The sequence below is a fragment of the Salinivibrio kushneri genome (assembly GCF_027286325.1).
Lineage (GTDB): Bacteria > Pseudomonadota > Gammaproteobacteria > Enterobacterales > Vibrionaceae > Salinivibrio > Salinivibrio kushneri_A.
The window spans coordinates 1,951,377-1,977,774 of the sequence record NZ_CP114588.1 but is presented as its reverse complement, the minus strand read 5'-3'; the positions used below and the strand labels follow the sequence as shown (position 1 = coordinate 1,977,774).

Sequence of the window (26,398 nt, the reverse complement as noted above, 5' to 3'; positions counted from 1 at the left end):
GTGTTAGCCTTTTGCATGTATGTCGATTAATGGGTAAAGACAGGTCCCATACCGACATTCCACAAGATGACAGAAGCAGCAAGTATCGCGACTAGCAACACTAATCCGCAAGTGACGACAGAACTCGCATAGATGAACCCTCGCTCTTCAGGGATTTCCATCAATATCGGAACCCCCGTGTAGAGGAGATAGACAGAGTAGGCGATACCAATCAAGCCGACGATCATCACAAACCACACCACCGGGTAGAGCGTGGCGAGTCCCACCATAAAAATAGGTGTCGCAGTATAGGCTGCCAGCTCAAGACATTGGGTGTAAGTCGGGGCGGAACCGAACGTACGACTCATCCACAATGTGAGGTAGGCCAACGCCGCTACACCACCCAACAAAGCAAGATACATGGCACTGGCGATGAACAGTGCGCTCTGCGGGGTCATGAAAATAGGATCCCCCGCGCCGATTTGCCAGCCAATGTGGACGCTTGCGTAGTAGGCACAAACAGGTGGGATTAACGCGAGTAATAATGCGTGACCGATGCTGTTTGAGGCGGCCTCATGGCGCTCGCCAATCGCTTTCCATTCCTTTTTGGGATGGGTATATAACCCCAATAAATGACTTAAAATCATAGTAACCCCGCTCGTTATTCCCTCAGTGAAGTCAGGTGCAACGGTCGGCGCACGACGCCTCAAGTAAAACTTGTTCTCTGCTAACGTGCGGAGACAGATGCCGTATACACTCTCCTTTAATAAGGAATAGTTGTTGGCGTCTCACTTGGCAAGTTTTCCCCCCGACAAAAAATCGCCTTTCTGCGCATTTCTAATTGGCTCGATATTTAGACAATACCGATATACATTATTGTGATAGACATCATGTATTAATTGTTATAAGTCTTACTTTTAATACAGGGTAGCGTACTCTTATAGTGTCATTGATTTTCAAGCCTTTTTTATGCTGCCGATAAATGGCTTTGATGGTTCACCTGCTTGAATGCTAAGAAAATTATTATTTTAAACAGCTGTTTATAGGGCGCTACTGAATTAAATCTCATTAGCGGTCACAGGTGTGTCTGAATTCAACTACGATTAGTGCAGTGAGAATGAAAACAGCCGCTGCTTTGCAGTCCTGGAGGAGAGCGTCGTGTTGCATAATAAAGAGATTTTAATCGTCGAAGATGATCCCGTCTTCAGTCGGATGATTGCATCTTTTCTCGAGAGAGAGGGAGCGGTAGTACGTGAAGTCGAAAATGGTTTAGAAGGGTTGCAAGCGCTGAGACAATCGATTCCTGACCTATTGATCAGTGATCTGTCGATGCCAGTGATGACGGGCTTAGAATTCGTTGAGGAGGTGAGCCTTGAGTATCCAATGCTACCTATGATCGTGATCTCTGGTACCGGAGGAATGGCTGACGTTGCTCAAGCGCTTCGCTTTGGGGTAAAGGACTTTCTGATCAAGCCGATCGAAGACATCAATGTGGTCAAAAAAGCCATCGAGGCGGTAGTGGATGATGCGAATGACGATGTACACGCCAGCGATGATTTCAGCCAGCAATGGTTCAAGGTGAGCGAAGATACAGATCGCGGTGCGTCAGAGACGGAACTCAAATGGCATCTTGATGCCTTACGCCACAACCCAGGTAGCGCACGTGAATTATTAATGGGGCTGATGCCAGAGCCCGACTCGCAACAAGGTGCTTGGCGTCTTTCCTATCACTCACTGCAATCGGCAGATGCCAACCCCATTGTGCTGGATTATGCGTGGTTGATGGGCGGGAAAATGGCATTTTATGTGGTCGACTCTGCCTCTGCAGAGGAAGACGGCACCGCGACCACCTTGATGATCCGAGCGTTTTTTAATGATTTCGTCCGCTCAGGTGATGTTAATGAGAGGGGGTTTCTCACCTTGGTAAAACGGATCGAGGATGCGATTCGAGCCTCCGCCTACACATCGCCGGTTCGTGCGATGTTCGGTGTCTTAAACACTGCCGACAATCAGCTTGATATTTTACCGGCGGGGATAAAAGCCACGGTCGATAGTTGTGGTTCGACAAGCCTTGTTCACAGTGAGCATTGGTTGGGGCGCGATGCGTTCTCGAGCCAGTTTCAAAGCGTCGATCTTCAATCAGGTGATGCGCGTGTGTCGTTGAATGAAGTTGGTTTGAACAGTTTCAGCGTCGATATTCAAAAAATCGCCTAATCACTCAGCGATACAATGTTGAATCGTTAACCCTATGCAAAGGTGAGTGGCCGAGATTAGCGCTCGCCTTTGTTGCTGTGCGGGCTTAACATCCGTATACTCTCGTCGCTCTGGACAGGCTGAGGCTGTCGATAGACATCAGGGACAGAACGACATGAAACATTGGTATCTACTTTATTGTAAGCGCGCGGAACAGCAACGCGCAGAACAAAATTTGAAGCGCCAAGGCGTTGATTGTTACTACCCGACAGTGACGGTGGAAAAGTTGCGTCGTGGCAAGTGTCAGCACGTTGAAGAGCCGCTCTTCCCCAACTATATTTTTGCCTGCTTTGATCCCGACCTCGTGCAATATACAAGTGTTCGCTCCACGCGTGGTGTGGTTGATTTCGTTCGCCAAGGCGCTTATCCGATCAAGGTCGACTTGGCGTTGATCCAACAGCTGATGATGATGGAAGACTGTGACGAACAACGCGACGCACTCTATCAAGGCTTCAAGCCTGGACAGTCGGTGATGATTGAACAGGGTCAGTTTGCCGGCACGGAAGCGATTTTCAAAGAAAAAGACGGCGAGAAGCGCTGCATTTTGCTGATAAATATACTTAGCAAGCAAACTGAACTTTGTGTCAATAACGCTGATATCAGCGCCTCGAATTAACACCATCTCCTAGTTAACGCTATCTCCCCGTTTGGCTGCTACACTCATCAAGGTATAGCTTGAAGTGAGGGAGGCAGTCATTGAAGTCGGTCCTTATCGTTGAAGACAGTCGGTCGTTTCGCATGCTGGCTGAACAGCAGGTAAAAAAAGCGGGTTTTACCCCTGTGACTTGTACCTGCCTCGCAGAAACAAGGGATGTGCTAGATCATCACACAGCCTATCTCTGTGCGATCCTCGACTATAATTTGCCCGATGCTCACCACGGCGAAGTCATCGATTTATGTTTATCCGCAGGGCTTAAAGTGGTCGTCCTCACCGCCTCGCAATCAGAGAAAACGCGTGATGAGATCCTATCGAAGCCCGTAATCGATTATATCCCGAAAGACAGTAGTCATTGTATTGATGCGGTTTGCCGACTTATTAAGCGTTTAGCTGACAATCAAGGACACCGTGTACTGGTGGTTGATGACTCAGCCTCGATACGTCAACGCATCTCTGCGTTGTTAGCGCGTCAGTATTTGACCGTACTGGAAGCTGAAAATGGTGAGCAGGCACTTGACGTGCTGGAAAAAACGCCAGATATCTCGCTGATTATCACTGATTATGAAATGCCCAAGATGAATGGTCTTCAGCTTGTTTACGCGCTTCGCAAGAAAGATACCAAGTGTTCACAGGCGATCATTGGCTTGTCTGGACATAATGATAATGCACTAACGGCACGCTTTCTCAAAGCAGGGGCCAACGATTACTTGCCCAAACCGTTTAATCAGGAAGAGTTCTTCTGCCGTGTTCATAGCTGTTTGGATGCGATTGATACCGAATGGCGGCTATTTCTCTTGGCCAATACAGATTTTCTCACGCAGCTTTGGAATCGACGCTATTTTTTTGAGCAGGGTGAGCTGCTGGCGAGTGAAGCGCGTAAGCATTTGGCGATTATTGATATTGATTACTTTAAACGTATCAATGACGACTTTGGTCATCATATCGGTGACGATGTATTGGTTGAGGTCGCGCAAATGCTGGCAGACGCCTTTCCGGAAGACACGGTCGCGCGGTTGGGAGGAGAAGAGTTTTGTGTGTTATCGCTCCGTGATTTGACGGTGTTTCAGCAATCGCTAGACACTTATCGCCAATCAGTCGCCGAACGCCCCGTACAGGTGTCAGATCAGACGCTGAAAGTCACGGTGAGCATTGGCGTGGACTCTCAAGCGGCCTCTCTCTCACGCCTTTTACACACTGCTGATCAAGCCTTGTATCAGGCAAAAGCGTCTGGCCGGAATCAAGTAGTGGTACATCAAGGGTAAATGTCTAAATTGTCTAAAAAGTGACACTAAATAACGAATAAAGTGTACGAGCGGCTATTTGTACTGCGTCAAATTTCTGCGAGATATGTTTCACTATTGAGAAATTTGCGCAATTTCTGTCTACGCGCACGTAATTGCCCTTACCCTGTATCGCTTCTTGCCCCGTTGCGTGCATTGTCACGCAAAATTAACGTGAAGACGTGGTGCGTTGCAGATGGAATATAAAGTGTTGGTTGTGGAAGATAGTCGACCTTTCAGGCGGTTACTTGAAGCCGAGATACGAAAGGCCGGTTACATCCCATGTATAGCAAACTCAATCGAACAAGCAGAAAAGATCCTCAACCAAGAGACTGATTTTCTGTGCGCTATCCTCGATTATTGCCTGCCCGATGGGCAGGACGGTGAAATCATTGATGTTTGTTTGTCGCTGGACATAAAAGTGATTGTACTCACGGCGATGATGGATGCTCGGACTCGAGAGCGTGTGCTAGCCAAAACTGTGATTGATTACATCCCCAAAGATAGCCCTTCGTGCGTATCGTCGATAGCGCCTCTACTCAACCGTTTGGAAAAGAACCATCAGCACCATGTGTTAGTCGTGGATGATTCGCTGACGGCACGCCGTTACGTGCGCAGCTTATTGGAACGGCAATACCTCAATGTTCTAGAGGCACAAAATGGCCAAGAAGCCTTGGCTATGGTGCGCCGCGATAAACGAATTTCTTTGGTGATTACCGATTACACCATGCCAGAAATGGACGGTGTGAGCGTGGTTAAGGCATTACGTAAGCTGAAAACAGACGGCCAATTGGCGATTATAGGCTTATCGGGTGAGGAAGATTCCAGCTTAACGGCGCGATTTTTGAAAGCGGGTGCGAACGACTTTTTAGCTAAACCGTTTAATCAGGAGGAGTTTTATTGTCGCTTGCACAGCACGCTAAATGCGCTTGATACCGAGCGTCGCCTATTTAATATGGCCAACACGGATTATTTAACTCAGGTATGGAATCGGCGTTACTTTTTTGAGCATCCGCATACACGCACACACAAGGGGCCGCGGAGTTTGGCACTGATCGACGTCGATCATTTTAAAAAGATCAATGATAAATATGGTCATCATATCGGTGATATTACGCTGATTGAACTAGCAAAAATGATGAAACGTTATTTCCCGGAAGGCATGGTTGCTCGCTTTGGTGGGGAGGAATTTTGTATCCTCTATGGCAATGACGAGGTGGGCTTTGTGCGCCGACTTGAGGCGATGCGAGAAGAGTTGGAAAAGACCGTTTGGTCACCCTATGATAAGGCATTTTCAATCACCATCAGTATAGGGATGGTTCATGCGGATGCCCGTATCGATGAACTTGTTCAGCGTGCAGATTGGTGTTTGTACCAAGCTAAGGCTGGGGGACGAAATCAGCTAATCCAAGATACCCAAACGGATTTAGTCTCGTGAAAAAGAGGGCCAGTTTGACCCTCTCTTATCCTAGTTAGCATCATGGTATTGCTCACAGGCCATGAGCGTGTTTTCAATCAAGGTTGCGACAGTCATCGGCCCAACACCGCCAGGCACAGGAGTAATGTGGCTAGCCTTTTCATAGGCGAGGTCGTATTCAATATCGCCGATAAGTTTGCCGTTTTCCATGCGGTTTATGCCTACATCAATCACAATGGCGCCGGGTTTAATCCATTCTCCGGGAATGAATTTGGGCTTGCCCACTGCGACAACGAGTACGTCAGCTTGGCGGACATGTCCCTCTAAGTCTTGGGTGAAACGGTGGCAAGTAGTGGTTGTACAGCCTGCTAACAAAAGCTCTAACGTCATCGGCCGGCCAACAATATTGGAGGCACCCACCACCACAGCATGTTTACCACGAAGCGGGATATTATAGCGGTCTAGGAGGGTAATGATCCCTTTTGGTGTGCAAGAGCGCAAGGTTGGCATGCGTTGGCACAAGCGACCAACATTGTAGGGATGAAACCCATCAACATCTTTATCTGGGCGGATACGCTCCAATACGGATGTGGCATCAATCCCTGCAGGCAAGGGCAGTTGAACGAGAATGCCATCAATGCTGTCATCGTCATTCAAGGTGTCAATGAGTGAGAGCAACTCTTGTTGAGAGCATGAAGCAGGGAGGTCGTAAGACCGTGACACAAACCCAACTTCATCGCAGACACGGCGTTTACTGCCAACATAAACCTGTGAGGCAGGATCGTCTCCGACCAGAATTACCGCCAATCCGGGGGCTCTACGTCCAGCTTGAGTGCGTGCGGAGACGCGAGCGGCAACCTCTCGGCGCACAGTTTGCGCGATCAGCTTTCCATCAATGAGTTGTGCGGCCATAACTATCCTTCGGCTAAAGCAATGTTGGCAATAGTGTGACAAAAAACGCACCTAAAAGCTATTACGCAAACGTTTGCTAATGCAGTTTAATGAGGGAGAGGGCAAAAAGAAGTACTCAGCCCTCCATGTTCGCACGATGCTTTGCTGGACTGAAACACCAATAGAACATATTAAGCGCTCTCGCCTCACCGCGTGGCATGAATACATAGCCAGTAAATGATGTGGTTTTGAGCAACCACGTCAAGATTTTAGGGAAAAGCGTTGACGACGCCTAACGTCGCTTTATAATCCACGCTGCGTAAAGACAGTGCGCCCTTAGCTCAGTTGGATAGAGCAACGGCCTTCTAAGCCGTGGGTCACAGGTTCGAATCCTGTAGGGCGCGCCATTTCGCTTCCTTTCCCGTTTTTCTCACCGAATTGCTCTGAAAATAACCAAACGCACATAAAACCGTAAAAACTGTGATCCTACGCGGTTGAATTGTGAGATATCACCCCAATTTTGATATTGAAACGCCATCGGTCGCCCCTTGTCTCGACTCAGTTGACGGGTGCCGCTATAATAGCGCGTCTTAATTTTCAGTCTCGGATGAGATAGCTCGATACGCCAGTTGCGTGTATCCGGATTCGCAGGGGCTATGACGGATTCATAGCTCAGATGATGCCACCAGTAAAACTGGTATACATCACTCAGTACCCCTGAGTAAATTTGAGGTTAAATTTATAATGCAAGTTACCGTTGAAACCACCGAAGGCCTTAAGCGCCAAATGACCATCACAGTGCCTGCTGCCAACATTGATGACGCAGTCACTAAAGAGCTACGCAATATCGCTAAGAATCGTCGTTTTGATGGTTTCCGTAAAGGTAAAGTTCCATTGAAGATGGTGTCACGCATGTACGGTGACACAGTACGCCAAGACGTGCTGGGCGAAGTGATGCAGCGTCACTTCATCGAAGCCATGATTCAAGAAAAAGTGAACCCAGCAGGGGCGCCAAGCTTTACACCGGTTGAAAACGAAGCAGGCCAAGATTTGGTCTTTAAAGCGGATTTTGAAGTGTACCCAGAAGTGGAGCTTCAAGGTTTAGACGCGATTAGCGTTGAGAAGCCAAAAGCCGAAGTGCAAGAAAGCGATGTGGACGAAATGCTGAATACTCTGCGTAAGCAACAAGCAAGCTGGGTAGAAGCAGACGGTGAAGCGAAAGAGAACAGCCGTGTCACCTTGGACTTTGTTGGCACCATCGACGGTGAAGAGTTTGAAGGCGGTAAAGCCGAAGGCTTCCAGCTAGAAATGGGCCAAGGTCGCATGATCCCAGGCTTTGAAGACGGCCTTGTGGGTAAAAAAGCGGGTGAAGAATTCACTATCGATGTGAACTTCCCAGAAGACTACCATGCTGAGAACCTGAAAGGTAAAGCAGCACAGTTCGCGATTAAACTGCATACGGTTGAAGAGCAAGAGCTACCAGAGCTAACAGAAGAGTTTGTTCAGCGCTTTGGCATTGCTGATGGCAGCGTAGAAGGCCTGAAAGCAGAAGTGCGTAAAAACATGGATCGCGAACTAAAACAAGCGATCAAAAACAAGGTAAAAGAGCAGGTACTGGATGGCTTGGTTGAGCAAAACCAAATCGACGTACCTTCAGCGCTGATTGAGCAAGAAATTGGCACCTTGCGCCAGCAAGCGGCACAACGCTTTGGTGGCAACATGGACAGCGCTTCTCAGCTACCACGTGAGCTATTTGAAGAGCAAGCCAAACGCCGTGTAAGTGTTGGTCTGCTGCTGGGCGAAGTGATCAAGTCTGAAGAGCTTGAAGCGGATGATGAGCGTGTTAAAGCACTGATCGAAGAGATGGCATCTGCGTATGAAGACCCATCAGAAGTTGTCGCTTACTATGAGAAAGACGAGAAGCTGATGGAAAACATGCGTAACGTTGCGCTTGAAGAGCAAGCCATCGATGCGCTGCTAGCAAAAGCCACTGTCACCGAAGCTGAAGTCGGCTTTAGTGACTTGATGAACGCTTCTCAGCAAGCTTAATCAAGGTTAAAAAACGTTTGTGTCGCATTGACACTGCGTAAATGGATTTGCTTACAATGGCCCTAATGACTTGTCATTTGGGCCATTTTTTCCATCTACTGAGTCGCTATACCGTTCGCCTAGCCGTTGAGAGTGCGAGACGTTTTAGCCACAAAAAACCTCGCTGGATCATTAAGCTGCGTTCATCGATTTAAGATTTTAGTGACCTGTTACAGCGTTTTGTGCTAAACCTTGGTTAAGGCAAGAGTTATAACGAATTCGATTAGGGATATTACGCTATGAGCCAACAACACAATAATGCCATGCCGCCAATTATGGACGCCCTTGTCCCTATGGTGGTGGAACAAACCTCGCGCGGCGAGCGCTCTTACGATATATACTCTCGCCTGCTAAAAGAACGCATCATCTTCCTCACTGGGCAAGTGGAAGATCAAATGGCAAATTTGATTGTGGCGCAGATGCTGTTCTTAGAGTCAGAGAATCCAGAAAAAGACATTTACCTGTACATCAACTCGCCAGGTGGTGTGGTGACAGCGGGGATGGCAATTTATGACACCATGCAGTTTATTAAGCCAGATGTCAGCACTCTGTGTACTGGCCAAGCGTGCTCAATGGGATCGTTCCTATTGGCAGGTGGGGCGAAAGGCAAACGTTATTGCCTACCGAATTCACGGGTCATGATTCACCAGCCGCTGGGGGGCTTCCAAGGCCAGGCGTCTGACATTGAAATTCATGCCCAAGAAATGATTAAAACCAAGCACCGCCTCAACACGCTGTTGGCTGAGCATACAGGCCAGCCGATGGAAGTGATTGAGCGTGACACCGACCGTGACAACTTCATGGCGGCGCAAGAAGCGGTGGACTATGGCTTGGTTGACGCCGTATTAAGTCAACGAGACTAAACCCAACATGCCTTAGGGCGTTGAAATCAAGCAAGCTGCGTGAACAAGTGCAAAGCTTGTCAGTGGTTGGGTCGGAAAAAGTGGCCGATTTGTTGTAAACTCAACATAAGGCAACGACGGGCAAATGCCCCAAAGAGGTTAGCGAATGACAGACAAGCGAAAAGACGGTGGAAGCGGAAAGCTGCTTTACTGCTCATTCTGTGGTAAGAGCCAACACGAAGTTCGTAAGTTAATTGCCGGGCCATCGGTCTACATTTGTGATGAGTGTGTTGACCTGTGTAATGACATTATCCGCGAAGAAATCAAAGAAGTGATGCCGAAGCGCGAGGGAGATACCTTGCCCGCGCCGAGTGAAATTCGTGCACACCTTGACGATTATGTCATTGGCCAAGAGCAAGCGAAAAAAGTGCTCTCGGTTGCAGTATACAACCACTACAAACGCTTGCGAAACGGTGATAAAAGCGCAGATGGCGTGGAGCTGGGCAAGAGTAACATCTTGCTGATCGGCCCTACGGGTAGTGGTAAAACATTGCTGGCCGAAACGCTTGCACGCTTTTTGGATGTGCCATTTACCATGGCAGACGCCACCACATTGACCGAAGCCGGTTATGTCGGTGAAGACGTAGAAAACATTATCCAAAAGCTGTTGCAAAAGTGCGATTATGATGTCGCCAAAGCGGAGCGTGGTATCGTTTATATCGATGAGATTGACAAGGTCTCTCGTAAATCCGACAACCCATCTATTACCCGAGACGTTTCTGGGGAAGGGGTGCAACAGGCACTGCTTAAATTGGTAGAAGGGACAGTTGCCTCGATTCCACCCCAAGGGGGGCGTAAGCATCCACAGCAAGAATTCTTGCAAGTGGACACATCGAAAATTCTGTTCATCTGCGGTGGTGCGTTTGCTGGGCTCGATAAAGTGGTTGAGCAGCGTGTCGACACAGGCTCTGGCATTGGCTTTGGTGCGCAGGTCAAAGGGGCGACAGATCGCTCAGCCGACGAGTTCTTTGGCAAAGTTGAGCCTGAAGATATGGTGAAGTACGGCTTGATCCCTGAATTTATCGGGCGTCTACCCGTCACAGCCGTGTTGAGAGAGCTTGATGAAGACGCCTTGGTGCAAATTCTACGTGAACCTAAGAACGCACTCACGAAGCAGTATGGTGCCTTGCTTGAGCTAGACGGTGTTGAGCTTGAGTTCCGAGACGACGCATTGCGGGCTATCGCCAAAAAAGCGATGGAACGGAAAACCGGTGCGCGTGGTCTACGCTCCATTGTCGAAGCTGTCTTGTTGGATACCATGTACGACTTACCGTCAATGAAAGACGTGAGTAAAGTGGTGATTGACGATTCAGTGATCCGAGGCGAATCTGCACCTCTACTGATGTATGAACACACTGATAATCAAGCAGCCGGTGGCGAGTAAGATCGTTACATAAGGTTATCAGCGAGATAGAAAAAGGGAGTGACAACTCCCTTTTTTATTTTCTGACGGTTGAGCCGTTGAAACCTGTCCAACAGACCCCATATACTCATAATCAGATTGAACGGAAGAGAGAAGCATATGAACTTGGAGCGTTCCGAGCGCATTGACATTCCGGTGCTGCCACTTCGGGATGTGGTGGTTTATCCTCACATGGTGATCCCGCTTTTCGTGGGAAGGGAAAAGTCGATACGCTGCCTTGAAGCGGCGATGGACAATGACAAACAGATTCTACTGGTTGCGCAAAAAGATGCGGCCACTGATGATCCAAGTATCTCAGATTTATACACCGTTGGTACGGTGGCAACCATCCTCCAGCTTCTTAAACTTCCAGACGGTACGGTTAAAGTCCTGGTTGAAGGGATGCAGCGTGCGCGCATCGATCAGTTTAGTGAAGATGATTTCTTTACCGCTCAAGCGGAGTATTTGACCACACCGAGCTTGGATGAGCGTGAACAGGAAGTGCTAGTTCGCACGGCGATCAGCCAGTTTGAAGGCTTTATCAAGCTAAACAAAAAGATCCCGCCAGAAGTGCTGACGTCGTTAAATGGGATTGAAGAGGCTGCGCGCCTTGCTGATACCATTGCCGCCCACATGCCGCTTAAGCTTGAAGACAAGCAAAATGTGTTGGAAATCGTCGATATTTCCGAGCGTCTCGAATACTTGATGACCATGATGGAGTCTGAGATTGACTTACTCCAGGTCGAGAAGCGCATTCGTGGACGCGTTAAAAAGCAAATGGAAAAAAGCCAGCGCGAGTATTATCTCAACGAGCAAATGAAAGCCATTCAGAAAGAGCTGGGTGAGCTGGATGATGCACCGGATGAGTTTGAAGCGCTGAAGCAAAAAATCGAAGAGTCAAAAATGCCGCAGGAAGCTCGGGAAAAAACCGAGCAAGAGCTGCAGAAGCTAAAAATGATGTCTCCGATGTCTGCTGAAGCAACCGTGGTTCGCAGCTATATCGATTGGATGATCAGCGTGCCGTGGGCGAAGCGCTCAAAGGTGAAGAAAAACTTAGCCCGGGCGGAAGAAGTATTGAACGCCGATCACTACGGGCTTGAGCGTGTCAAAGATCGCATCTTGGAATACCTCGCGGTACAGAACCGGATGAAAAAGCTCAAGGGCCCGATTCTTTGCTTAGTGGGGCCGCCAGGGGTGGGTAAAACCTCGCTAGGGCAGTCTATTGCGCGTGCCACCGGGCGTAAATATACCCGTATGGCATTAGGTGGCGTACGTGATGAAGCGGAAATCCGTGGTCATCGACGGACTTATATCGGCTCATTGCCCGGCAAGCTTATCCAGAAGATGTCTAAAGTGGGAGTGCGAAACCCGCTGTTCCTGCTCGATGAAATCGATAAGGTGTCGTCTGACATGCGTGGTGACCCTTCATCGGCGCTGCTTGAGGTGCTTGATCCTGAGCAAAATAATGCGTTTAACGACCACTATCTAGAGGTTGACTACGATCTCTCGGATGTGATGTTCGTGGCGACGTCAAACTCGATGAACATTCCGGGTCCATTGCTGGATCGGATGGAAGTGATCCGCCTTTCTGGTTATACCGAGGACGAGAAGCTCAACATTGCCAAGCAACATTTGATTGACAAGCAAGTGGCGCGCAATGGCTTAAAACCGCATGAGATCACGATTGAAGACTCGGCAATTATCGGCATTATTCGTTACTACACACGCGAAGCGGGCGTACGTAACCTTGAGCGCGAGATTTCTAAACTTTGCCGCAAGACGGTCAAAGAAATTCTGCTTAATAGCGATCTCAAGCAAGTGACGGTGACGGATGAGAACTTGCAAGATTACCTTGGTGTGCGCCGCTTTGATTATGGTAAAGCGGATGAGCAAAACCGTGTCGGTCAAGTGACAGGTTTGGCGTGGACCGAAGTGGGTGGTGACCTGCTCACCATCGAAACCGAGGCGATGCCAGGTAAAGGGAAACTGACACACACAGGCTCGCTGGGCGATGTGATGCAAGAGTCGGTGCAAGCGGCGATGACCGTGGTGCGCAGCCGTGCTGAAAAGCTGGGGATCAATAGCGACTTTTACGAGAAGCGTGATATTCATGTGCACGTGCCTGAGGGGGCGACCCCGAAAGACGGGCCGAGTGCAGGTATCGCCATGTGTACTGCCTTGGTCTCAAGCTTAACCGGTAACTCAGTGCGTTCTGATGTGGCAATGACCGGTGAGATCACCCTACGTGGTGAAGTCTTACCTATTGGCGGCTTAAAAGAAAAGCTATTGGCTGCGCGCCGTGGCGGTATCAAAACCGTTGTCATTCCAAAAGAGAACGAGCGCGACCTGGAGGACATTCCAGCTAACGTCAAAGAGGATTTATCGATTCACCCAGTGCGTTGGATTGATGAAGTTTTAACCATTGCGTTAGAGAATAATCCGCTCGGTATTGAGCTGGTTAACGCCGAAAAGAGTGACATGCAGCAAAATTAAGCAACGTAAAACGCTGACAGGCAGTAAAAGGCTTGTCAGCGTTTTTTTTGCTCGCTAACGTTGCTCTGACGCATTGCCTGCATGGGGCGGGCATGCGCGCTTTCAACGTCTTTCGTCGACAAAGCGTCTGTTATTGAATACCGCAACATTGATAGGTTTGCGGAGATGTAATCTAAGGGGATGAAAAAGTGAATAAGTCGGAACTGATTGATCATATTGCAGAAGGTGCGGATATTTCTAAGGCCTCAGCGGGCCGCGCATTGGATGCTTTCGTAGAAGCTGTCTCAGACACATTGAAGTCAGGCGACCAAGTCGCGTTAGTCGGCTTTGGTACCTTCTCAGTGCGCGAGCGCGCAGCACGCAAGGGGCGTAACCCGCAGACTGGCGCTGAAATCGATATCGCAGCGGCTAAAGTACCTGGCTTTAAAGCGGGTAAAGCGTTAAAAGACGCCGTTAACGAGTAATGATCACGTGACTCGCTGCCGAATTATTCGCGTTTGACGGGGCGTTGGAGCTGCAAAGCCACTAACAACCGCGTATAATTCGGCACACAAGAGCGTAAAGGCGCATCACACGATGCGCCTTTTTAGTTGAAAAACAACCAGCCCAAACCAGTTGGAGTACCGGCCAGTTATGATGGAACGTATACGCGAAGGCACCAATAGTCTTGCGGTGAAGATCATTTTAAGCCTTATCATCTTTTCCTTTGCTTTTGCCGGTGTCGGCAGCTATCTGGCAGGCGGTTCCAACCCGCCCGCTGCAACCGTCGGTGATAAAGAAATCAGCCGTGCAGAGCTCGATCGAGCTTATCAAAACGAACGTGCTCGTATGCAGCAACAAGCCGGAGAGCAGTTTAACCAACTGCTGGGCAACCCAGAGTATGTGAAGCGTTTTCGTCAAAACATCTTAGATCGAATGATCAATGACTTGCTGTTAGAGCAAGCGGCTGGCGAACTCGGCTTGCGTGTGAGTGATGCGCAAGTCAAAGCGGCTATTCGTGCGATACCACAATTCCGTCAAGGCGGGCAGTTTAATAACGACCGTTACCAGGCAGCACTGCGCCAAACAGGTATGAGTGCGGATGAGTTTGCTAACTACATGCGTACAGATTTAATGCGTCAGCAACTGGTTAATGGCCTGCAAAGCTCAGGGTTTGTGTTACCCAGCGAGTTGGAGAGCCTATATCGCCTAGAAGCGCAAAGCCGAGAAGTACGGACCATCACGCTCCCGGTTGAAAAATTTGCCGAACAAGTAACGCTCACTGATGACGAGATGGAAGCCTATTATCAGGACCATCGAGACGACTATATTCAGCCACGCATGGTGAAAGTCGCTTACGTAGAGCTAACAGGCGAAGGGCTGGCCAGTGACATTCAAATCTCTGATCAAGACATCGAAGCGTATTATCAAGAGAACCAATCCCAATATGGTTCGCAAGAGCGTCGCAAAGTCAGCCATATCTTGATCGAAGGGACCGGTGAAGAGGCCAAAGCCAAAGCGGAGCAAGTGCGAGAACGTCTGAACCAAGGCGAAGCATTTGCTGAGCTGGCGAAAGAGGTGTCTGATGATACCTTCAGTGCCGAGCAGGGTGGATCACTCGATTGGATTGAGCCTGATGTGATGGATCCGGCGTTCGAGAAAGCCGCGTATGGGCTGTCAGAGAAAGGTGATATTTCTGGGCTGGTTCAATCTGATTTTGGTTATCATATTATCCGTTTGGATGATATTGATCCGGCGGATGTCACCCCGCTTGCAGAAGTTAAAAACGATATTCGCACTGCTTTGCAACAAGCGCGTGCGGCGGATCGTTTCTACGCACAGTCGACCAAACTGGCGGAAGTCGCTTTTGAGGAAGCCAATGGCCTAGAGCCAGCCGCGGCCGCGATAAACGGTGACGTGAAATACACTGAATACTTTGCCTTGGACGCAGCAACGGGGTTAATGGCCCGTCCTCAAATTCAGCAAGCGCTTGACAGTTATGATGTACGCGAAAACGGCCTTAACTCAGAGCTGATTGAGTTATCTGGTGAGCATGCGATTGTTGTGCGCCTTGATGATGTGAAGCCGGAAAAGCAGCTTAGTTTTGCGGAAGTGAAAGACCAAGTTCGCGAAACCCTCGCCGCTGAGAAAGGCCAAGAGCAAGCAAAACAAACCGCTGGAGACTTGATTGCCCAGCTTGAGCAAACAGGTGAGTTGACAGGCAGTGATTACACTTTCAGTGCGCCAATGACACTCAACCGTGTGTCTCAGCAACAAGCAGTAGCCGAATTGGCGTTTTCTCTGCCACAGCCTGAATCAGAGGCATCGAGTTATGGCGTTACACAAAACCGCGAGGGTGATGTGGTCGTGGTGGCGCTAGATAAGGTCATCGAACCTGAGGTGCCGGACATTAGCCCGCAAAGCCAGATGGCGGCGCGTGTTCAGCGCGCGATGAGTAATATGTCATTGTCTGCTACCTTACAAGCATTGCGCGAAGAGGTGGATGTGACTTACGCGGAGTCAGATACCCAGTAAGGAAGTGGGCAGCAGGAGTTCGATCTCTCTCGCACCCTCTTTGCTTGAGTAAGAAAAGCGGCGCTAGGACTTTGTCCTGCGTCGTTTTTCTTTTATTACTCACATGCAAATAGGCGAGCGCAGATTTAGGGTAAGGCTGACATTTCTACAAGGAGTCAACCATGAAATACCTTTTATCCTGCCTGCTATTCACCATGGCGTTAATCACCGCCCCAGTAGCATGGAGCGCTGATGACAATACCTCGCAAGCGGCTGAGCAAGTTGAGCGTCTCTCGGTGAATATCAATACAGCGAGTGAGCAGCAGTTGTCAGAGCAATTGAGTGGTGTGGGTTCTGCAAAAGCGAAGGCCATTATTGAATACCGCCAGGCGCATGGTGAGTTTAGTTCGCCAGAGGCCTTGATAGAGGTGAAGGGGATTGGTGCGTCGACATTAGAGAAAAATCGTGATCGCATCAAAGTGTAACGGATGCCCGCGCAAAGCCGCTCAGTGTGCTTTGCGCGAATAATACTTGTGTCTGCTCGCCTGAATGCACACAATGAAAGCGACGTGTAGTAAGGTAGCAGGATGCGATGACTCAAAAACAAAGCCACTTTTTTGCCCACCTTGCGCGAATGAAGCTAATTTACCGTTGGCCGCTTATGCGCAATGTTTCTGCCGAAAACATCTCTGAACACAGCTTACAGGTTGCCTTTGTGGCGCACGCTTTAGCGTTAATCAATAACAAACGCTTCAATGGCAACTATCAACCGGAACGCATTGCGGTGTTAGCCATGTTTCATGATTGCAGTGAGGTGATCACGGGTGATTTGCCTACTCCAGTCAAGTACTTCAATCCATCCATTGCCGGGGAGTACAAAAAAATTGAGAAAATGGCCGAGAAGAAACTGATTGCCATGCTCCCCCCTGAGCTGCAAGAGGAATATATCGGACTGATTGACTCAGACCATATCGCACAGGATGACTATCAGTTGGTGAAGCAAGCCGACACCCTGTGTGCCTATTTGAAATGCCTGGAAGAAATCGCTGCGGGTAACCACGAGTTTGAGCAAGCCAAGAAACGATTGGACGCCTCGTTAGAAAAACGGCGCTCGCCAGCAACCGATTACTTTATGGCCACCTTTGTGAATAGTTTTACACTCTCGCTTGATGAGATCAGTGATGATGGATTTTGACCTGTCTGACGCCTGGCAAACTCGCCAGATGGCGAATGAGAAAAAAAAGCGTCGTCATGATAAGCGCACGGCCTACCAGCGCGATCGTGCCCGCATTCTACACTCCGCTGCCTTTCGACGCCTGCAGGCTAAAACCCAAGTATTGGGCGCTGAGCATAGCGATTTCTATAGAACCCGTTTAACCCACTCGCTGGAGGTATCGCAAATTGGTACCGGCATTGTCGCGCAGCTCAAAGAAAAACAGCCAGCGTTTCGTCCTTTGCTTCCTTCAACCGGGTTAATGGAAAGCTTGTGCTTGGCACATGATATTGGTCATCCTCCCTATGGGCATGGCGGTGAAATCGCACTGAATTACATGATGCGTAATGACGGTGGGTTTGAGGGTAATGCGCAAACCTTCCGGATTGTCACGATGCTTGAGCCTTACACGCAGCATCATGGGATGAATTTGGCCCGTCGTACCTTACTGGGGGTGATGAAGTATCCGGCATTAATCAGTACTGCACACAAGGGAAGCCAGCCAGCACCGGTTAACGATTTTCGTCATCTTAAAGCGCGAGATTGGCAGCCCGCCAAAGGGATCTATGATGATGATAAAGGTCGGCGAGATTGGGTTCTGAACCCATTAAGTGACGCAGATCGCGCGCTGTTCTTAGCGTTCCGAGAGAATACGCCAGCGGATCAACACCGGAAAACACGTTATAAATCCCTCGATTGTTCCATTATGGAGCTGGCTGATGATATCGCTTATGGCGTCCATGATCTGGAAGACGCTATCGTGATGGGCTTAGTCACCCGCGAGCAATGGCAAGAGGCGGTCGCCAGTCATTTAGCCGAGTGTGGTGATCCTTGGTTAGAAGCCAACATTGGCGAGCTTAGCGAGCAAATGTTTGGCCCCCCTTATGAGCGGAAAGATGCCATTGGTGCCTTGGTGAATACCTTGTTGACCTCGGTGGAAGTTGCACCCACCAATCAAGACGGTACGCACAGTTTTACATCACCGTTATTGGCGTGGAATGCCTATTTAACCGCGGTAATGGCCGGTGTATTAGAGGTGCTAAAGCGCTTTGTCAGTCAATTTGTGGTTAAGCAGCCGGAGTTACAGGTTGTTGAGTACAAAGGGCAGCAGTTGGTGATGGAGTTATTTGATGCGTTCGCCTCCGATCCTGAACGTCTGTTGCCAACCGACTACCGACGTGACTGGCTGACCGCGAGAGAGCGTGGTGAGTCAGGTATGCGGGTGATTGCTGATTATCTGTCGTCGATGACCGATAGCTTTGCGCAAAAGCTTCACAGCACCATGTTTACCGCTGCCAGTAATGGCCCGTTATACGCTATTCGCTAGCCATGGGCTGAGCGAAAAGGTTGATGGTTAAGCCCCCGTGTCCATGACAACAAGCACCTTGCGTGCTCAGTCGCAGCGTTTGCTTGCGTCGGGTAGAAAAGCGAGTTGGCGTGCAATCATGGTGTCGAAGCTATCGAGCAAAGGCTGATAGCGTTTGGCATTGCCCTCCAGCTGACTCAGCGCCATATAGCCGGCCTCGAGCGTGGAAAGCGCCCCGGGCTTTCGGCTTTTACGAATCTGATATTGGCTGGGCGTCTTCGCGTCAATACTGATACTCGGAAGTGCCTGTAAATTGGTAGATAGCTGATACATTTTGTAGGCTTTCTTCCAGGTCCCATCCAGTAAAATAATCCCTTGTTTAGCGCCTGCAGGTTGAGTGACGACCTCACCGAGTGGGGTGGCGTATTCTTCGGGGTAGAGCACGGCATACGTGATGTCCGGGTCCGCCAATAGCGCGTTCAACTGAGGGTGCTGGCTAAAATCTTCTCCGACTAAAGTGATGCTATGTTGTAGTGAAAGGCTCAGCAGGCAGGCACTGTTCTTAGGATGCGAGACTTCATCAGGGTGCTGAAGCAGGATCACCGGGTTGGGGTTGTCTATCTTGGTGATGGCATCGCAAATGCAAATGGCGTGGGCTTTATGGCAGAGAGAGCAGTATCGAGACATACGAATAGGCGCTATAAACGGAATACGGTGATCAATAACATAACGCAAGCCGTGTCGCACGTACTTGCGTTACCTAAAGGTTCGTGATTAGCCCTCTTGGCTATATCCGCTTAAGAAGCGCTCAAACCGACTGATAGCCATCTCTAGATCATCCACACGGGGCAGGGTGACAAGCCGGAAGTGATCAGGTTGGTGCCAATTAAAGCCAGTGCCATGGACCATAAGCACTTTCTCTTGCAACAGGAAATCGAGCATGAGCTTTTCATCGTTATGGATGTTGTAGCGCTTGGTGTCGATTTTCGGGAATAGATAGAGCGCCCCTTTCGGCTTTTTACAGCTGACACCGGGAATTTGGTTGATCAGCTCATAGGCTTTGTCGCGCTGCTCAAGCAATCGGCCACCGGGTAAGATAAGCTCATTGATGCTTTGGTATCCACCCAATGCGGTTTGAATGGCATGTTGCATGGGCACATTGGCGCAAAGCCGCATCGATGCCAACATTTCAAGGCCTTCAATGTACCCGCGTGCATGTTGTTTGGGGCCGGTGACCAGCATCCAGCCGGCGCGAAATCCGCAAACCCGGTAGGCTTTGGATAAACCGTTGAAGGTCAGACACAGTACATCTGGCGCCAAGGTGGCGATGGAGTAGTGTTGCGCGCCATCATAGAGAATTTTGTCGTAAATCTCGTCAGCGAAAATGATCAGTTTATGCTGGCGCGCGAGCTCTACCACTTGCAACAAAAAGTCGCGGCTGTAGACAGCACCGGTGGGATTGTTGGGATTAATCAACACCAGCCCTCGGGTGTTTGGGGTAATTTTACGTTTAATATCCTCTAAGTCTGGGTACCAGTCTGACTCTTCATCGCAAAGGTAATGGACAGGTTTGCCCCCTGACAAAGATGCTGCTGCGGTCCATAGCGGGTAGTCGGGTGAGGGCACCAGTAGCTCGTCACCATTATTAAGCAGCGCTTGCATGGCCATTACGATAAGCTCAGAGGCACCGTTGCCCAAATAGACGTCTTCAACGTCTAAATCCATTAAGCCGCGCTTTTGGTAGTGCTGCACCACGGCTTTACGGGCGGAATAGAGCCCTTTTGAATCGCAATACCCTTGCGAGGTCGGGAGATTGCGGATCACATCCACCAAGATTTCATCAGGGGCATCAAAGCCAAACGGAGCAGGGTTACCGATATTCAGTTTAAGAATGCGGTGACCTTCTTCTTCGAGGCGTTTGGCTTCTTTCATCACTGGGCCGCGAATGTCATAACAGACATCATCCAGCTTGGCGGACATTCCTATTGGTTGCATTAACGATCCTGTAAATAAAAAGGTAAAAATTGTTATTAGGCTTTTTTGGTAACTTACACTATTTGTTTGCCAATTCGAAAGACTTAGGCAGACAAAGTTTTATTGGCAAGGATTGAACAAAAAAATCTACCAAGTTTGACAGATAACTGATCTAGCGCATATTCGCAAAAGACGCTCACAGGTAGACTGACAAGCAAGAATAACGTGCTACATAAAAAGAGTACGCATTGACTTGCAAAGAGCACTGCCGCTCAAGCGGTTGGAGGATGTCGTGACTACCTTGATTCAAGCGGCTAATCATTTACAAAGCCAAGTTGCTATTGGTCAAGCACCCGCACAACTGACCATGGCGTTTACTTGGCCAGGTGATTTATCGCCCGTTGCTTGGTTGGATGCACAGCCTGTCTACCCGAAAACTTATTGGCAATCACGCGATGGCCGTGAAGAAGTATTGGCACTGGGCGCTGGCTGTCAGTTTTCTCAGCTGCAAACGGCCCAAGCCAGCCTGTTGCCTGACCAGCGCATTTGGGGCTGTGTGGCCTTTGATGATACCCCTGGAAGCGGGGATTTTTTCTTGCCGGTGGTGGAGCTAATTCGGCGTGAACAACAGTGGCAATTGAGCATCAACCTTACCGCAGAGTGCAACAGTCAGGCTTTACTTAATCAGATCATTTGGCAAGGCCGTCCTTTGGCGGCAGGGCAAGCGGTAGTCCAGGATGAAACGCACACGCCCAGCCATCATCAATGGTGCCAATCAGTGCGCTGTGCATTAACAAAAATGGCGCAGACACCGCTTAAAAAAGTTGTGTTGGCGCGCCAAACGCGGTTAACGCTTGATACACCGATGAGTGCAGGACAGCTGTTACACCACAGCCAACAGCACAATGTGGAGAGTTTCCACTTTCTTTTTGCGACCGGTCCTGATGACGCGTTTGTTGGATCAACGCCTGAGCGGCTATACCGTCGCCGTGATTGTCGTGTCACCACTGAAGCGTTGGCGGGTACTGTCCGGCGCGGGGCAAGCTTTAGTGAGGATCACCGCCTTGGCGAGTGGCTATTAAGTGACACGAAAAACGTGCACGAGAATCAGCTGGTGGTAGATGATATTTTCGCCGGACTTCGCCGTCATGCGTTAACCATTACGGTTGACCCTGAACCGCATTTGATTGTGCTTCGCCATCTTCAGCATTTACGTCGTCGTATCAGCGCGATTATAGGGCCTGGTGTTGATGATGCTGTGTTGCTCAGTGCCTTACAGCCCACCGCTGCAGTGGCCGGGTTGCCGCGTGAAAATGCGCGCGCTTTTTTAACCGAGCAAGGCATCACACGTGGCCGCTATAGCGGTGCGGTCGGTTATCTGTCTCAGCGTGAAAGCCAATTTTGTGTAGCGATACGCAGTGCCCAAGTGACAGAGAATACCGTGGATTTATATGCTGGCGCCGGGATTGTCCCAGGGTCAGATCCGGATGCTGAGTGGCAGGAGTTGGACAATAAGCTCACGACACTCCGTCAGTGTTTACCTGCTTGCACGGTGCCTGAAAAAGACGCTATCAGACTCGGAGCCTGCTAATGTCGCTTTCTCACACACACATCTGGGCAGAGGTTGTGATAGAAGAGCTATCGCGCCTAGGTGTCAGGCATATTTGTATTGCGCCCGGTTCACGTTCCACACCGTTGACGCTGGCCGCGGTGAAACAAAGTCAGCACCGCCAACGTCCGGTAACACTACACCGTCACTTTGATGAACGTGGGCTGGGTTACCTTGCCCTTGGCTTGGCCAAGAGTGTCCGTGAGCCTATCGCTGTGATCGTGACCTCTGGGACCGCGGTGGCAAACTTGCTGCCTGCTGTGGTGGAAAGTGGTTTAACGGGTGAACCGTTAGTGATTCTTTCTGCTGACCGCCCGTTTGAATTAATGGATTGTGGCGCGAATCAAGCGATTACCCAATCAGGCCTGTTTTCGTCCCATGTGACCGCGGAATTGGCGCTTCCGGCACCGACCGCTGAGCTCCCTTTGCCGGCGTTACTCACCAGAGTGGATCAGCTACTTGCTCGCCAAGCAGAGCAGGGCGGAAGCGTGCATATTAATTGTCCATTTCGAGAGCCCTTTTATGGCGAACGCGATATGGTCGAAGAGGAAAGAGTGCGAGCACCTATCGCGCGCTGGTGGCAAAGTGGTAAGCCTTATATCCACCATCATCATCATGGGCATCGTGTTTCTGTACCGGATTTACCGTCTTTTGGGCAGAAAGTTGATGGATATCCACGAACCGTGATTGTCCTAGGTGCGGTACCGGAGGGTGTAGCCGCTGCAGTAGAGAAAGTGGCACGGTCCCTTCATGCCATTATTCTGGCCGATCCCCAATCTGGCGTGGCAAGTAGCGCACCCGGTTACGATCTTTGGCTTAATCACCCGGATCTTTGCCAGCAGTTGAATCAAACCCAATGGGTGATTCAGCTAGGCGGGCGCTTGGTATCTAAGCGTCTTAGCCAATGGCTCTCGCAAACCACTGCCCAGTATTGGTTGTTGACCGAACACGCGCAGGCACTTGACCCTAACCATCTGTCTCTAGAGCAATTTGTTGTGCCGCCCCCTCATTGGTTGCCTTGGCTCCAGGAGTTGGCTGAGTCAGTGGCTAACACGTACTCGGCACCTGGAGAGGGTATTGATAGCGTCAAGACATGGCAGCAGACCTTGATACGAGACGCCAAGCATCAGATGCAGCAGGCTGCCACAACCTTGTCTCACACGGCATTATCGGAACATAGTGTGTTTCAACAGCTCCCCGCTTTGCTTCCCAAGCGCGCAGATATTTTTATCGGTAATAGCCTAGCGATCCGCTTAGCCGATATGTGGGCTGATCTTTCTGGCCATCGGGTGTTTGCTAATCGCGGTGCGTCTGGCATTGATGGTTTACTTGCCTGCGCCGCTGGAGTGCAACGAGGCCGCGCTCAACCTATGTTAGTGGTGCTGGGCGATACCAGTGCTCTTTACGATCTCAATAGTCTTGCATTATGGCGGGAGGCGTCTGCGCCGGCCGCCATCCTTATCCTGAATAACAATGGCGGTGGTATTTTTGATGCGCTGCCGGTTGATCAAACCCTTTGTGATACCTACTACCGGATGCCGCATGGTCTCGGGTTTGAACACATCGCGGCGCAGTTCTCTTTAGGTCACCATCAACCCGTTACCCTAGATGATCTCGTGGTAAGCGTGAATCAGGCACTCACCACGCCTGGCACCGATGTGATTGAAGTGGTTACCCCTTCCGGGGAAGCAGGACAGGTGCTCAGCGAGTGCCTGGCTGCCATGGCCGCAAGGGGGACGCATGCTTAGTTACCAGCAAGGCGGCGATCGGCATGGAAAGAAAGTGGTGTTTCTCCATGGCTTTTTAGGCAGCGGAGAAGATTGGCGCACGGTGACGGATAAAATGCGCCATTGTCACTGGCTGTGCATTGATCTGCCTGGTCATGGTGGCAGTGTGAACTATCAAGCCGTTAACTTTGCCACTACTGTGGCAGCAATACGGCAAACGTATCATCAGGTGTGGGGGCACCAAAGGGCGTGTTTAGTTGGATACTCGCTCGGCGCGCGCCTTGCCATGCATCTTGTCTGCACTCAACCTAGCATCTGGCGCGCGGTCTTCTTGGAGGCAGGTCACCCAGGTTTGATGGATTCCAACCAATGTAAGCAGCGGCTTGAGCACGATAGAAACTGGGCGGAACGTTTCGCTCATCAAGCCATGGATGTGGTATTAGCCGAATGGTATCGACAACCGGTGTTTCATTCACTAACCGATGCGCAGCGGGCCGAACTTGTCGCGGCGCGTCGTGATAATCATGGCCCTGCCGTGGCGAAAATGCTGATGGCGACCTCCTTGGGTCGCCAGGCCAATTTACGCGCGGGGTTGGGTGAAGCCTTTCGACAAGGCGTCACGATTGACTACCTTTGTGGAGAGCACGACAACAAATTTACCTCACTTGCACATTCACTATGGCAACACACTGGCATCCCCGCCACGCCGATAGAAGGAGCGGGGCACAACAGCCATGTTGAAAACCCAGATAGGTTTGTGCAGGTACTGACGCAAAGTCACGCGCTCGCCTGACTTTTTATCTTATGACGGGCCTTGTCCCAAGCAACCGAGAAAAGGGAGACACTATGGCTGTCACGCCGGGAATGACCGAACAAGAACTTTATGCTCCTATCGAGTGGGTGCCGACTGCGCTGACGTTCAGCGATATCCTTTACCATAAATCAGCCGACGGCATCGCTCGGATCACCATTAACCGCCCCCAGGTGCGCAATGCATTCCGACCACAAACAGTAAAAGAAATGATGCAAGCGTTGGCTGATGCGCGTTACGACAGCCGAGTGGGCGTGATTATCCTTACTGGGTTGGGAGAGAAGGCGTTTTGTTCCGGCGGCGATCAATCCGTGCGGGGCGACTACGGCGGCTATCAAGATGATGAAGGCACGCACCATTTAAATGTGTTGGACTTTCAGCGTCAGATCCGCACCTGCCCCAAACCCGTCATCGCCGCTGTTGCAGGCTATGCTGTCGGCGGTGGGCATGTGTTGCATATGATGTGCGATCTAACCATTGCCGCCGACAACGCTCAATTTGGCCAAACGGGTCCCAAGGTCGGCAGCTTTGACGGTGGTTGGGGGGCGTCTTATATGGCCCGAATCGTAGGGCAGAAAAAAGCGCGAGAGATCTGGTTCTTGTGTCGCTTCTACAATGCGCAAGAAGCGCTAGATATGGGATTGGTCAACACGGTGGTGCCGCTGGATGAACTCGAGCGTGAGACAGTGCGATGGTGCCGGGAAGTTCTCCAGCACAGCCCGATGGCACTGCGCTGCTTAAAAGCCGCTTTAAATGCAGACTGCGATGGCCAAGCAGGGCTACAAGAGCTTGCTGGTAATGCCACCATGATGTTTTACATGACCGACGAAGGGCAGGAAGGGCGCAATGCCTTTAATGAAAAACGGCGCCCTGAATTTGATCGTTTCCCACGTAATCCATAGAGGTCACTATGAGACAGGCACGGATCTATCACTACACCTTGCCAGTCAATACCGGTTTATTTGTCCGTGATCAGCCGTTAACCGAGCGAGAGGGCTTGGTGGTTGAATTGAGCGAGGGGGCACAACGTGGTTGGGGAGAAGTGGCACCACTACCCGGCTTTAGCCAAGAAACCTTTGCCGAGGCACGTCATGCGTTAATTGCCGCCACCGCGGTTTGGTGTGATCATCGTAATATTGCCATGCCACAACTGCCGCCTTCGGTCGCATGGGGCTTAAGCATTGCGCAAGCCGAGTTAGATAAACATTTGCCTACTCAGTCAGGGTTTCGTCATGTACCTGTGTGCACAGGGGATCCGGATGCGTTGTTAATGACGTTGGGACAACAACCGGCGGGTCAGCCCTATGAGGCAAAAATAAAAGTGGGGGACTATGAGGTCGCCCGCGATCGGTTAATGATCGCGACCTTGTTAGAGGCGTTACCGGATTTGAGGTTGCGCCTTGACGTGAATCGTCGTTGGCAGCCTGAGCAACTTGCCAGCTTTTGGAATGGTCTCCGTGCGGCGCACCAGGCGCGAATTCACTGGATTGAAGAGCCTTGCCCCGATCCTAACCAATCGCTCGTACAAGCGCAGGCATTAGGCTTTCCTTTGGCGTGGGACGAAAGCTTAACAGATAGCCGCGATAGTGCTTTGCTTGAACACGATTTGGCATCTACCTGGGTGATTAAGCCTAGCCTACTCGGCGATCTGGCCGCCATTGAGCAATGGGTGAGTCGGGCGCACGCGTTGGGTAAAACGGCGGTGATTAGCTCGGCATTAGAAACCAGTTTGGGCTTAACGCAATTGTCACGGTTGGCCAATTGGTTAACCCCGGGTGTCGTGCCAGGACTCGATACATTGGGGATTTACCAGCATCAACTCGATCGCACTTGGCCAGGGGCGTCGCAGCCATTGATCCCGCTCCACGACCAACCACTCGTGTGGATAAACACCTTGTGAGT

General features: G+C 50.3%; 22 protein-coding genes and 1 tRNA gene. 19 read left to right on the top strand and 4 right to left on the bottom strand.

Annotation, left to right across the window (positions count from 1 at the left end; translation table 11 throughout):
- Positions 1-26: 26 nt before the first annotated feature.
- On the bottom strand, positions 27-626 hold the full coding sequence (locus N8M53_RS09300; RefSeq protein WP_046075248.1) for a Yip1 family protein: 600 nt from the start codon (positions 624-626) through the stop codon (positions 27-29).
- Positions 627-1,137: 511 nt separating this feature from the next.
- Here N8M53_RS09300 and N8M53_RS09295 point away from each other — a divergent pair.
- The 4 genes from N8M53_RS09295 to N8M53_RS09280 all read left to right on the top strand — a co-directional run bounded on the left by N8M53_RS09295 (position 1,138) and on the right by N8M53_RS09280 (position 5,608).
- Complete coding sequence (locus tag N8M53_RS09295; RefSeq protein ID WP_269578572.1) at positions 1,138-2,193, top strand: response regulator; 1,056 nt, start codon at positions 1,138-1,140, stop codon at positions 2,191-2,193.
- Positions 2,194-2,347: 154 nt separating this feature from the next.
- Positions 2,348-2,848: a transcription/translation regulatory transformer protein RfaH gene (rfaH, locus tag N8M53_RS09290; protein ID WP_269578571.1), complete on the top strand. Its 501-nt coding sequence runs from the start codon at positions 2,348-2,350 to the stop codon at positions 2,846-2,848.
- Positions 2,849-2,928: 80 nt separating this feature from the next.
- Positions 2,929-4,152, top strand: coding sequence for a response regulator (locus N8M53_RS09285; protein ID WP_269578570.1), 1,224 nt, complete (start codon positions 2,929-2,931; stop codon positions 4,150-4,152).
- 214 nt (positions 4,153-4,366) lie between these two features.
- Positions 4,367-5,608 carry a response regulator gene (locus N8M53_RS09280; protein ID WP_269578569.1) on the top strand — a complete coding sequence of 414 codons (1,242 nt, stop codon included), beginning with the start codon at positions 4,367-4,369 and terminating at the stop codon, positions 5,606-5,608.
- 30 nt (positions 5,609-5,638) lie between these two features.
- Here the strand turns inward: N8M53_RS09280 and folD are convergent, their stop codons facing one another.
- A complete protein-coding gene (folD, locus tag N8M53_RS09275; protein WP_269578568.1) occupies positions 5,639-6,499 on the bottom strand; it encodes a bifunctional methylenetetrahydrofolate dehydrogenase/methenyltetrahydrofolate cyclohydrolase FolD in 861 nt (286 codons plus the stop codon).
- A gap of 309 nt (positions 6,500-6,808) precedes the next feature.
- Here folD and N8M53_RS09270 point away from each other — a divergent pair.
- From N8M53_RS09270 to N8M53_RS09225, 10 genes are all read left to right on the top strand, one after another.
- A tRNA-Arg gene (locus N8M53_RS09270) sits at positions 6,809-6,885 on the top strand.
- Between the two features lie 337 nt (positions 6,886-7,222).
- Positions 7,223-8,527 carry a trigger factor gene (tig, locus tag N8M53_RS09265; protein WP_077771467.1) on the top strand — a complete coding sequence of 435 codons (1,305 nt, stop codon included), beginning with the start codon at positions 7,223-7,225 and terminating at the stop codon, positions 8,525-8,527.
- 278 nt (positions 8,528-8,805) lie between these two features.
- Positions 8,806-9,429 carry an ATP-dependent Clp endopeptidase proteolytic subunit ClpP gene (clpP, locus tag N8M53_RS09260; protein WP_046075254.1) on the top strand — a complete coding sequence of 208 codons (624 nt, stop codon included), beginning with the start codon at positions 8,806-8,808 and terminating at the stop codon, positions 9,427-9,429.
- Between the two features lie 145 nt (positions 9,430-9,574).
- The gene (gene clpX / locus N8M53_RS09255; protein ID WP_069362055.1) at positions 9,575-10,852 is read left to right on the top strand and encodes an ATP-dependent protease ATP-binding subunit ClpX; all 1,278 of its coding nucleotides are present in this window, start codon (positions 9,575-9,577) and stop codon (positions 10,850-10,852) included.
- A gap of 138 nt (positions 10,853-10,990) precedes the next feature.
- A complete protein-coding gene (gene lon / locus N8M53_RS09250; RefSeq protein WP_269578567.1) occupies positions 10,991-13,363 on the top strand; it encodes an endopeptidase La in 2,373 nt (790 codons plus the stop codon).
- 188 nt (positions 13,364-13,551) lie between these two features.
- A complete protein-coding gene (gene hupB, locus N8M53_RS09245; RefSeq protein WP_269578566.1) occupies positions 13,552-13,827 on the top strand; it encodes a nucleoid-associated protein HU-beta in 276 nt (91 codons plus the stop codon).
- 169 nt (positions 13,828-13,996) lie between these two features.
- Positions 13,997-15,877 (top strand): peptidylprolyl isomerase, encoded by a 1,881-nt coding sequence (gene ppiD / locus N8M53_RS09240; RefSeq protein ID WP_269578565.1) that lies wholly within the window; start codon positions 13,997-13,999, stop codon positions 15,875-15,877.
- Positions 15,878-16,038: 161 nt separating this feature from the next.
- Positions 16,039-16,341 (top strand): ComEA family DNA-binding protein, encoded by a 303-nt coding sequence (locus N8M53_RS09235; RefSeq protein ID WP_269578564.1) that lies wholly within the window; start codon positions 16,039-16,041, stop codon positions 16,339-16,341.
- A 107-nt stretch (positions 16,342-16,448) separates the two neighbouring features.
- Positions 16,449-17,051: a 5'-deoxynucleotidase gene (gene yfbR / locus N8M53_RS09230; protein WP_269578563.1), complete on the top strand. Its 603-nt coding sequence runs from the start codon at positions 16,449-16,451 to the stop codon at positions 17,049-17,051.
- Complete coding sequence (locus N8M53_RS09225; protein WP_269578562.1) at positions 17,038-18,396, top strand: anti-phage deoxyguanosine triphosphatase; 1,359 nt, start codon at positions 17,038-17,040, stop codon at positions 18,394-18,396. Before yfbR ends, N8M53_RS09225 begins: the two co-directional genes overlap by 14 nt.
- A gap of 66 nt (positions 18,397-18,462) precedes the next feature.
- Here N8M53_RS09225 and N8M53_RS09220 read toward each other — a convergent pair whose 3' ends face one another.
- On the bottom strand, positions 18,463-19,062 hold the full coding sequence (locus N8M53_RS09220; RefSeq protein WP_269578561.1) for a tRNA-uridine aminocarboxypropyltransferase: 600 nt from the start codon (positions 19,060-19,062) through the stop codon (positions 18,463-18,465).
- A gap of 87 nt (positions 19,063-19,149) precedes the next feature.
- Complete coding sequence (locus N8M53_RS09215; RefSeq protein ID WP_269578560.1) at positions 19,150-20,370, bottom strand: pyridoxal phosphate-dependent aminotransferase; 1,221 nt, start codon at positions 20,368-20,370, stop codon at positions 19,150-19,152.
- 271 nt (positions 20,371-20,641) lie between these two features.
- On the opposite strand from N8M53_RS09215, the gene N8M53_RS09210 reads away from it, so the two are divergent.
- From N8M53_RS09210 to menC, 5 genes are read left to right on the top strand one after another with little or no spacing between them, the layout of a single operon-like run.
- The gene (locus N8M53_RS09210; protein WP_269578559.1) at positions 20,642-21,940 is read left to right on the top strand and encodes an isochorismate synthase; all 1,299 of its coding nucleotides are present in this window, start codon (positions 20,642-20,644) and stop codon (positions 21,938-21,940) included.
- The gene (menD, locus tag N8M53_RS09205) at positions 21,940-23,706 is read left to right on the top strand and encodes a 2-succinyl-5-enolpyruvyl-6-hydroxy-3-cyclohexene-1-carboxylic-acid synthase (RefSeq protein ID WP_269578558.1); all 1,767 of its coding nucleotides are present in this window, start codon (positions 21,940-21,942) and stop codon (positions 23,704-23,706) included. The genes N8M53_RS09210 and menD overlap by 1 nt, the downstream gene beginning before the upstream one ends.
- A complete protein-coding gene (gene menH / locus N8M53_RS09200; protein ID WP_269578557.1) occupies positions 23,699-24,478 on the top strand; it encodes a 2-succinyl-6-hydroxy-2,4-cyclohexadiene-1-carboxylate synthase in 780 nt (259 codons plus the stop codon). Before menD ends, menH begins: the two co-directional genes overlap by 8 nt.
- Before the next feature lie 53 nt (positions 24,479-24,531).
- A complete protein-coding gene (gene menB, locus N8M53_RS09195; RefSeq protein WP_077771456.1) occupies positions 24,532-25,398 on the top strand; it encodes a 1,4-dihydroxy-2-naphthoyl-CoA synthase in 867 nt (288 codons plus the stop codon).
- Between the two features lie 8 nt (positions 25,399-25,406).
- Entirely contained in the window at positions 25,407-26,396 is a 990-nt protein-coding gene (gene menC / locus N8M53_RS09190; protein ID WP_269578556.1) for an o-succinylbenzoate synthase, read from the top strand.
- The last annotated feature ends 2 nt before the right edge of the window (positions 26,397-26,398 follow it).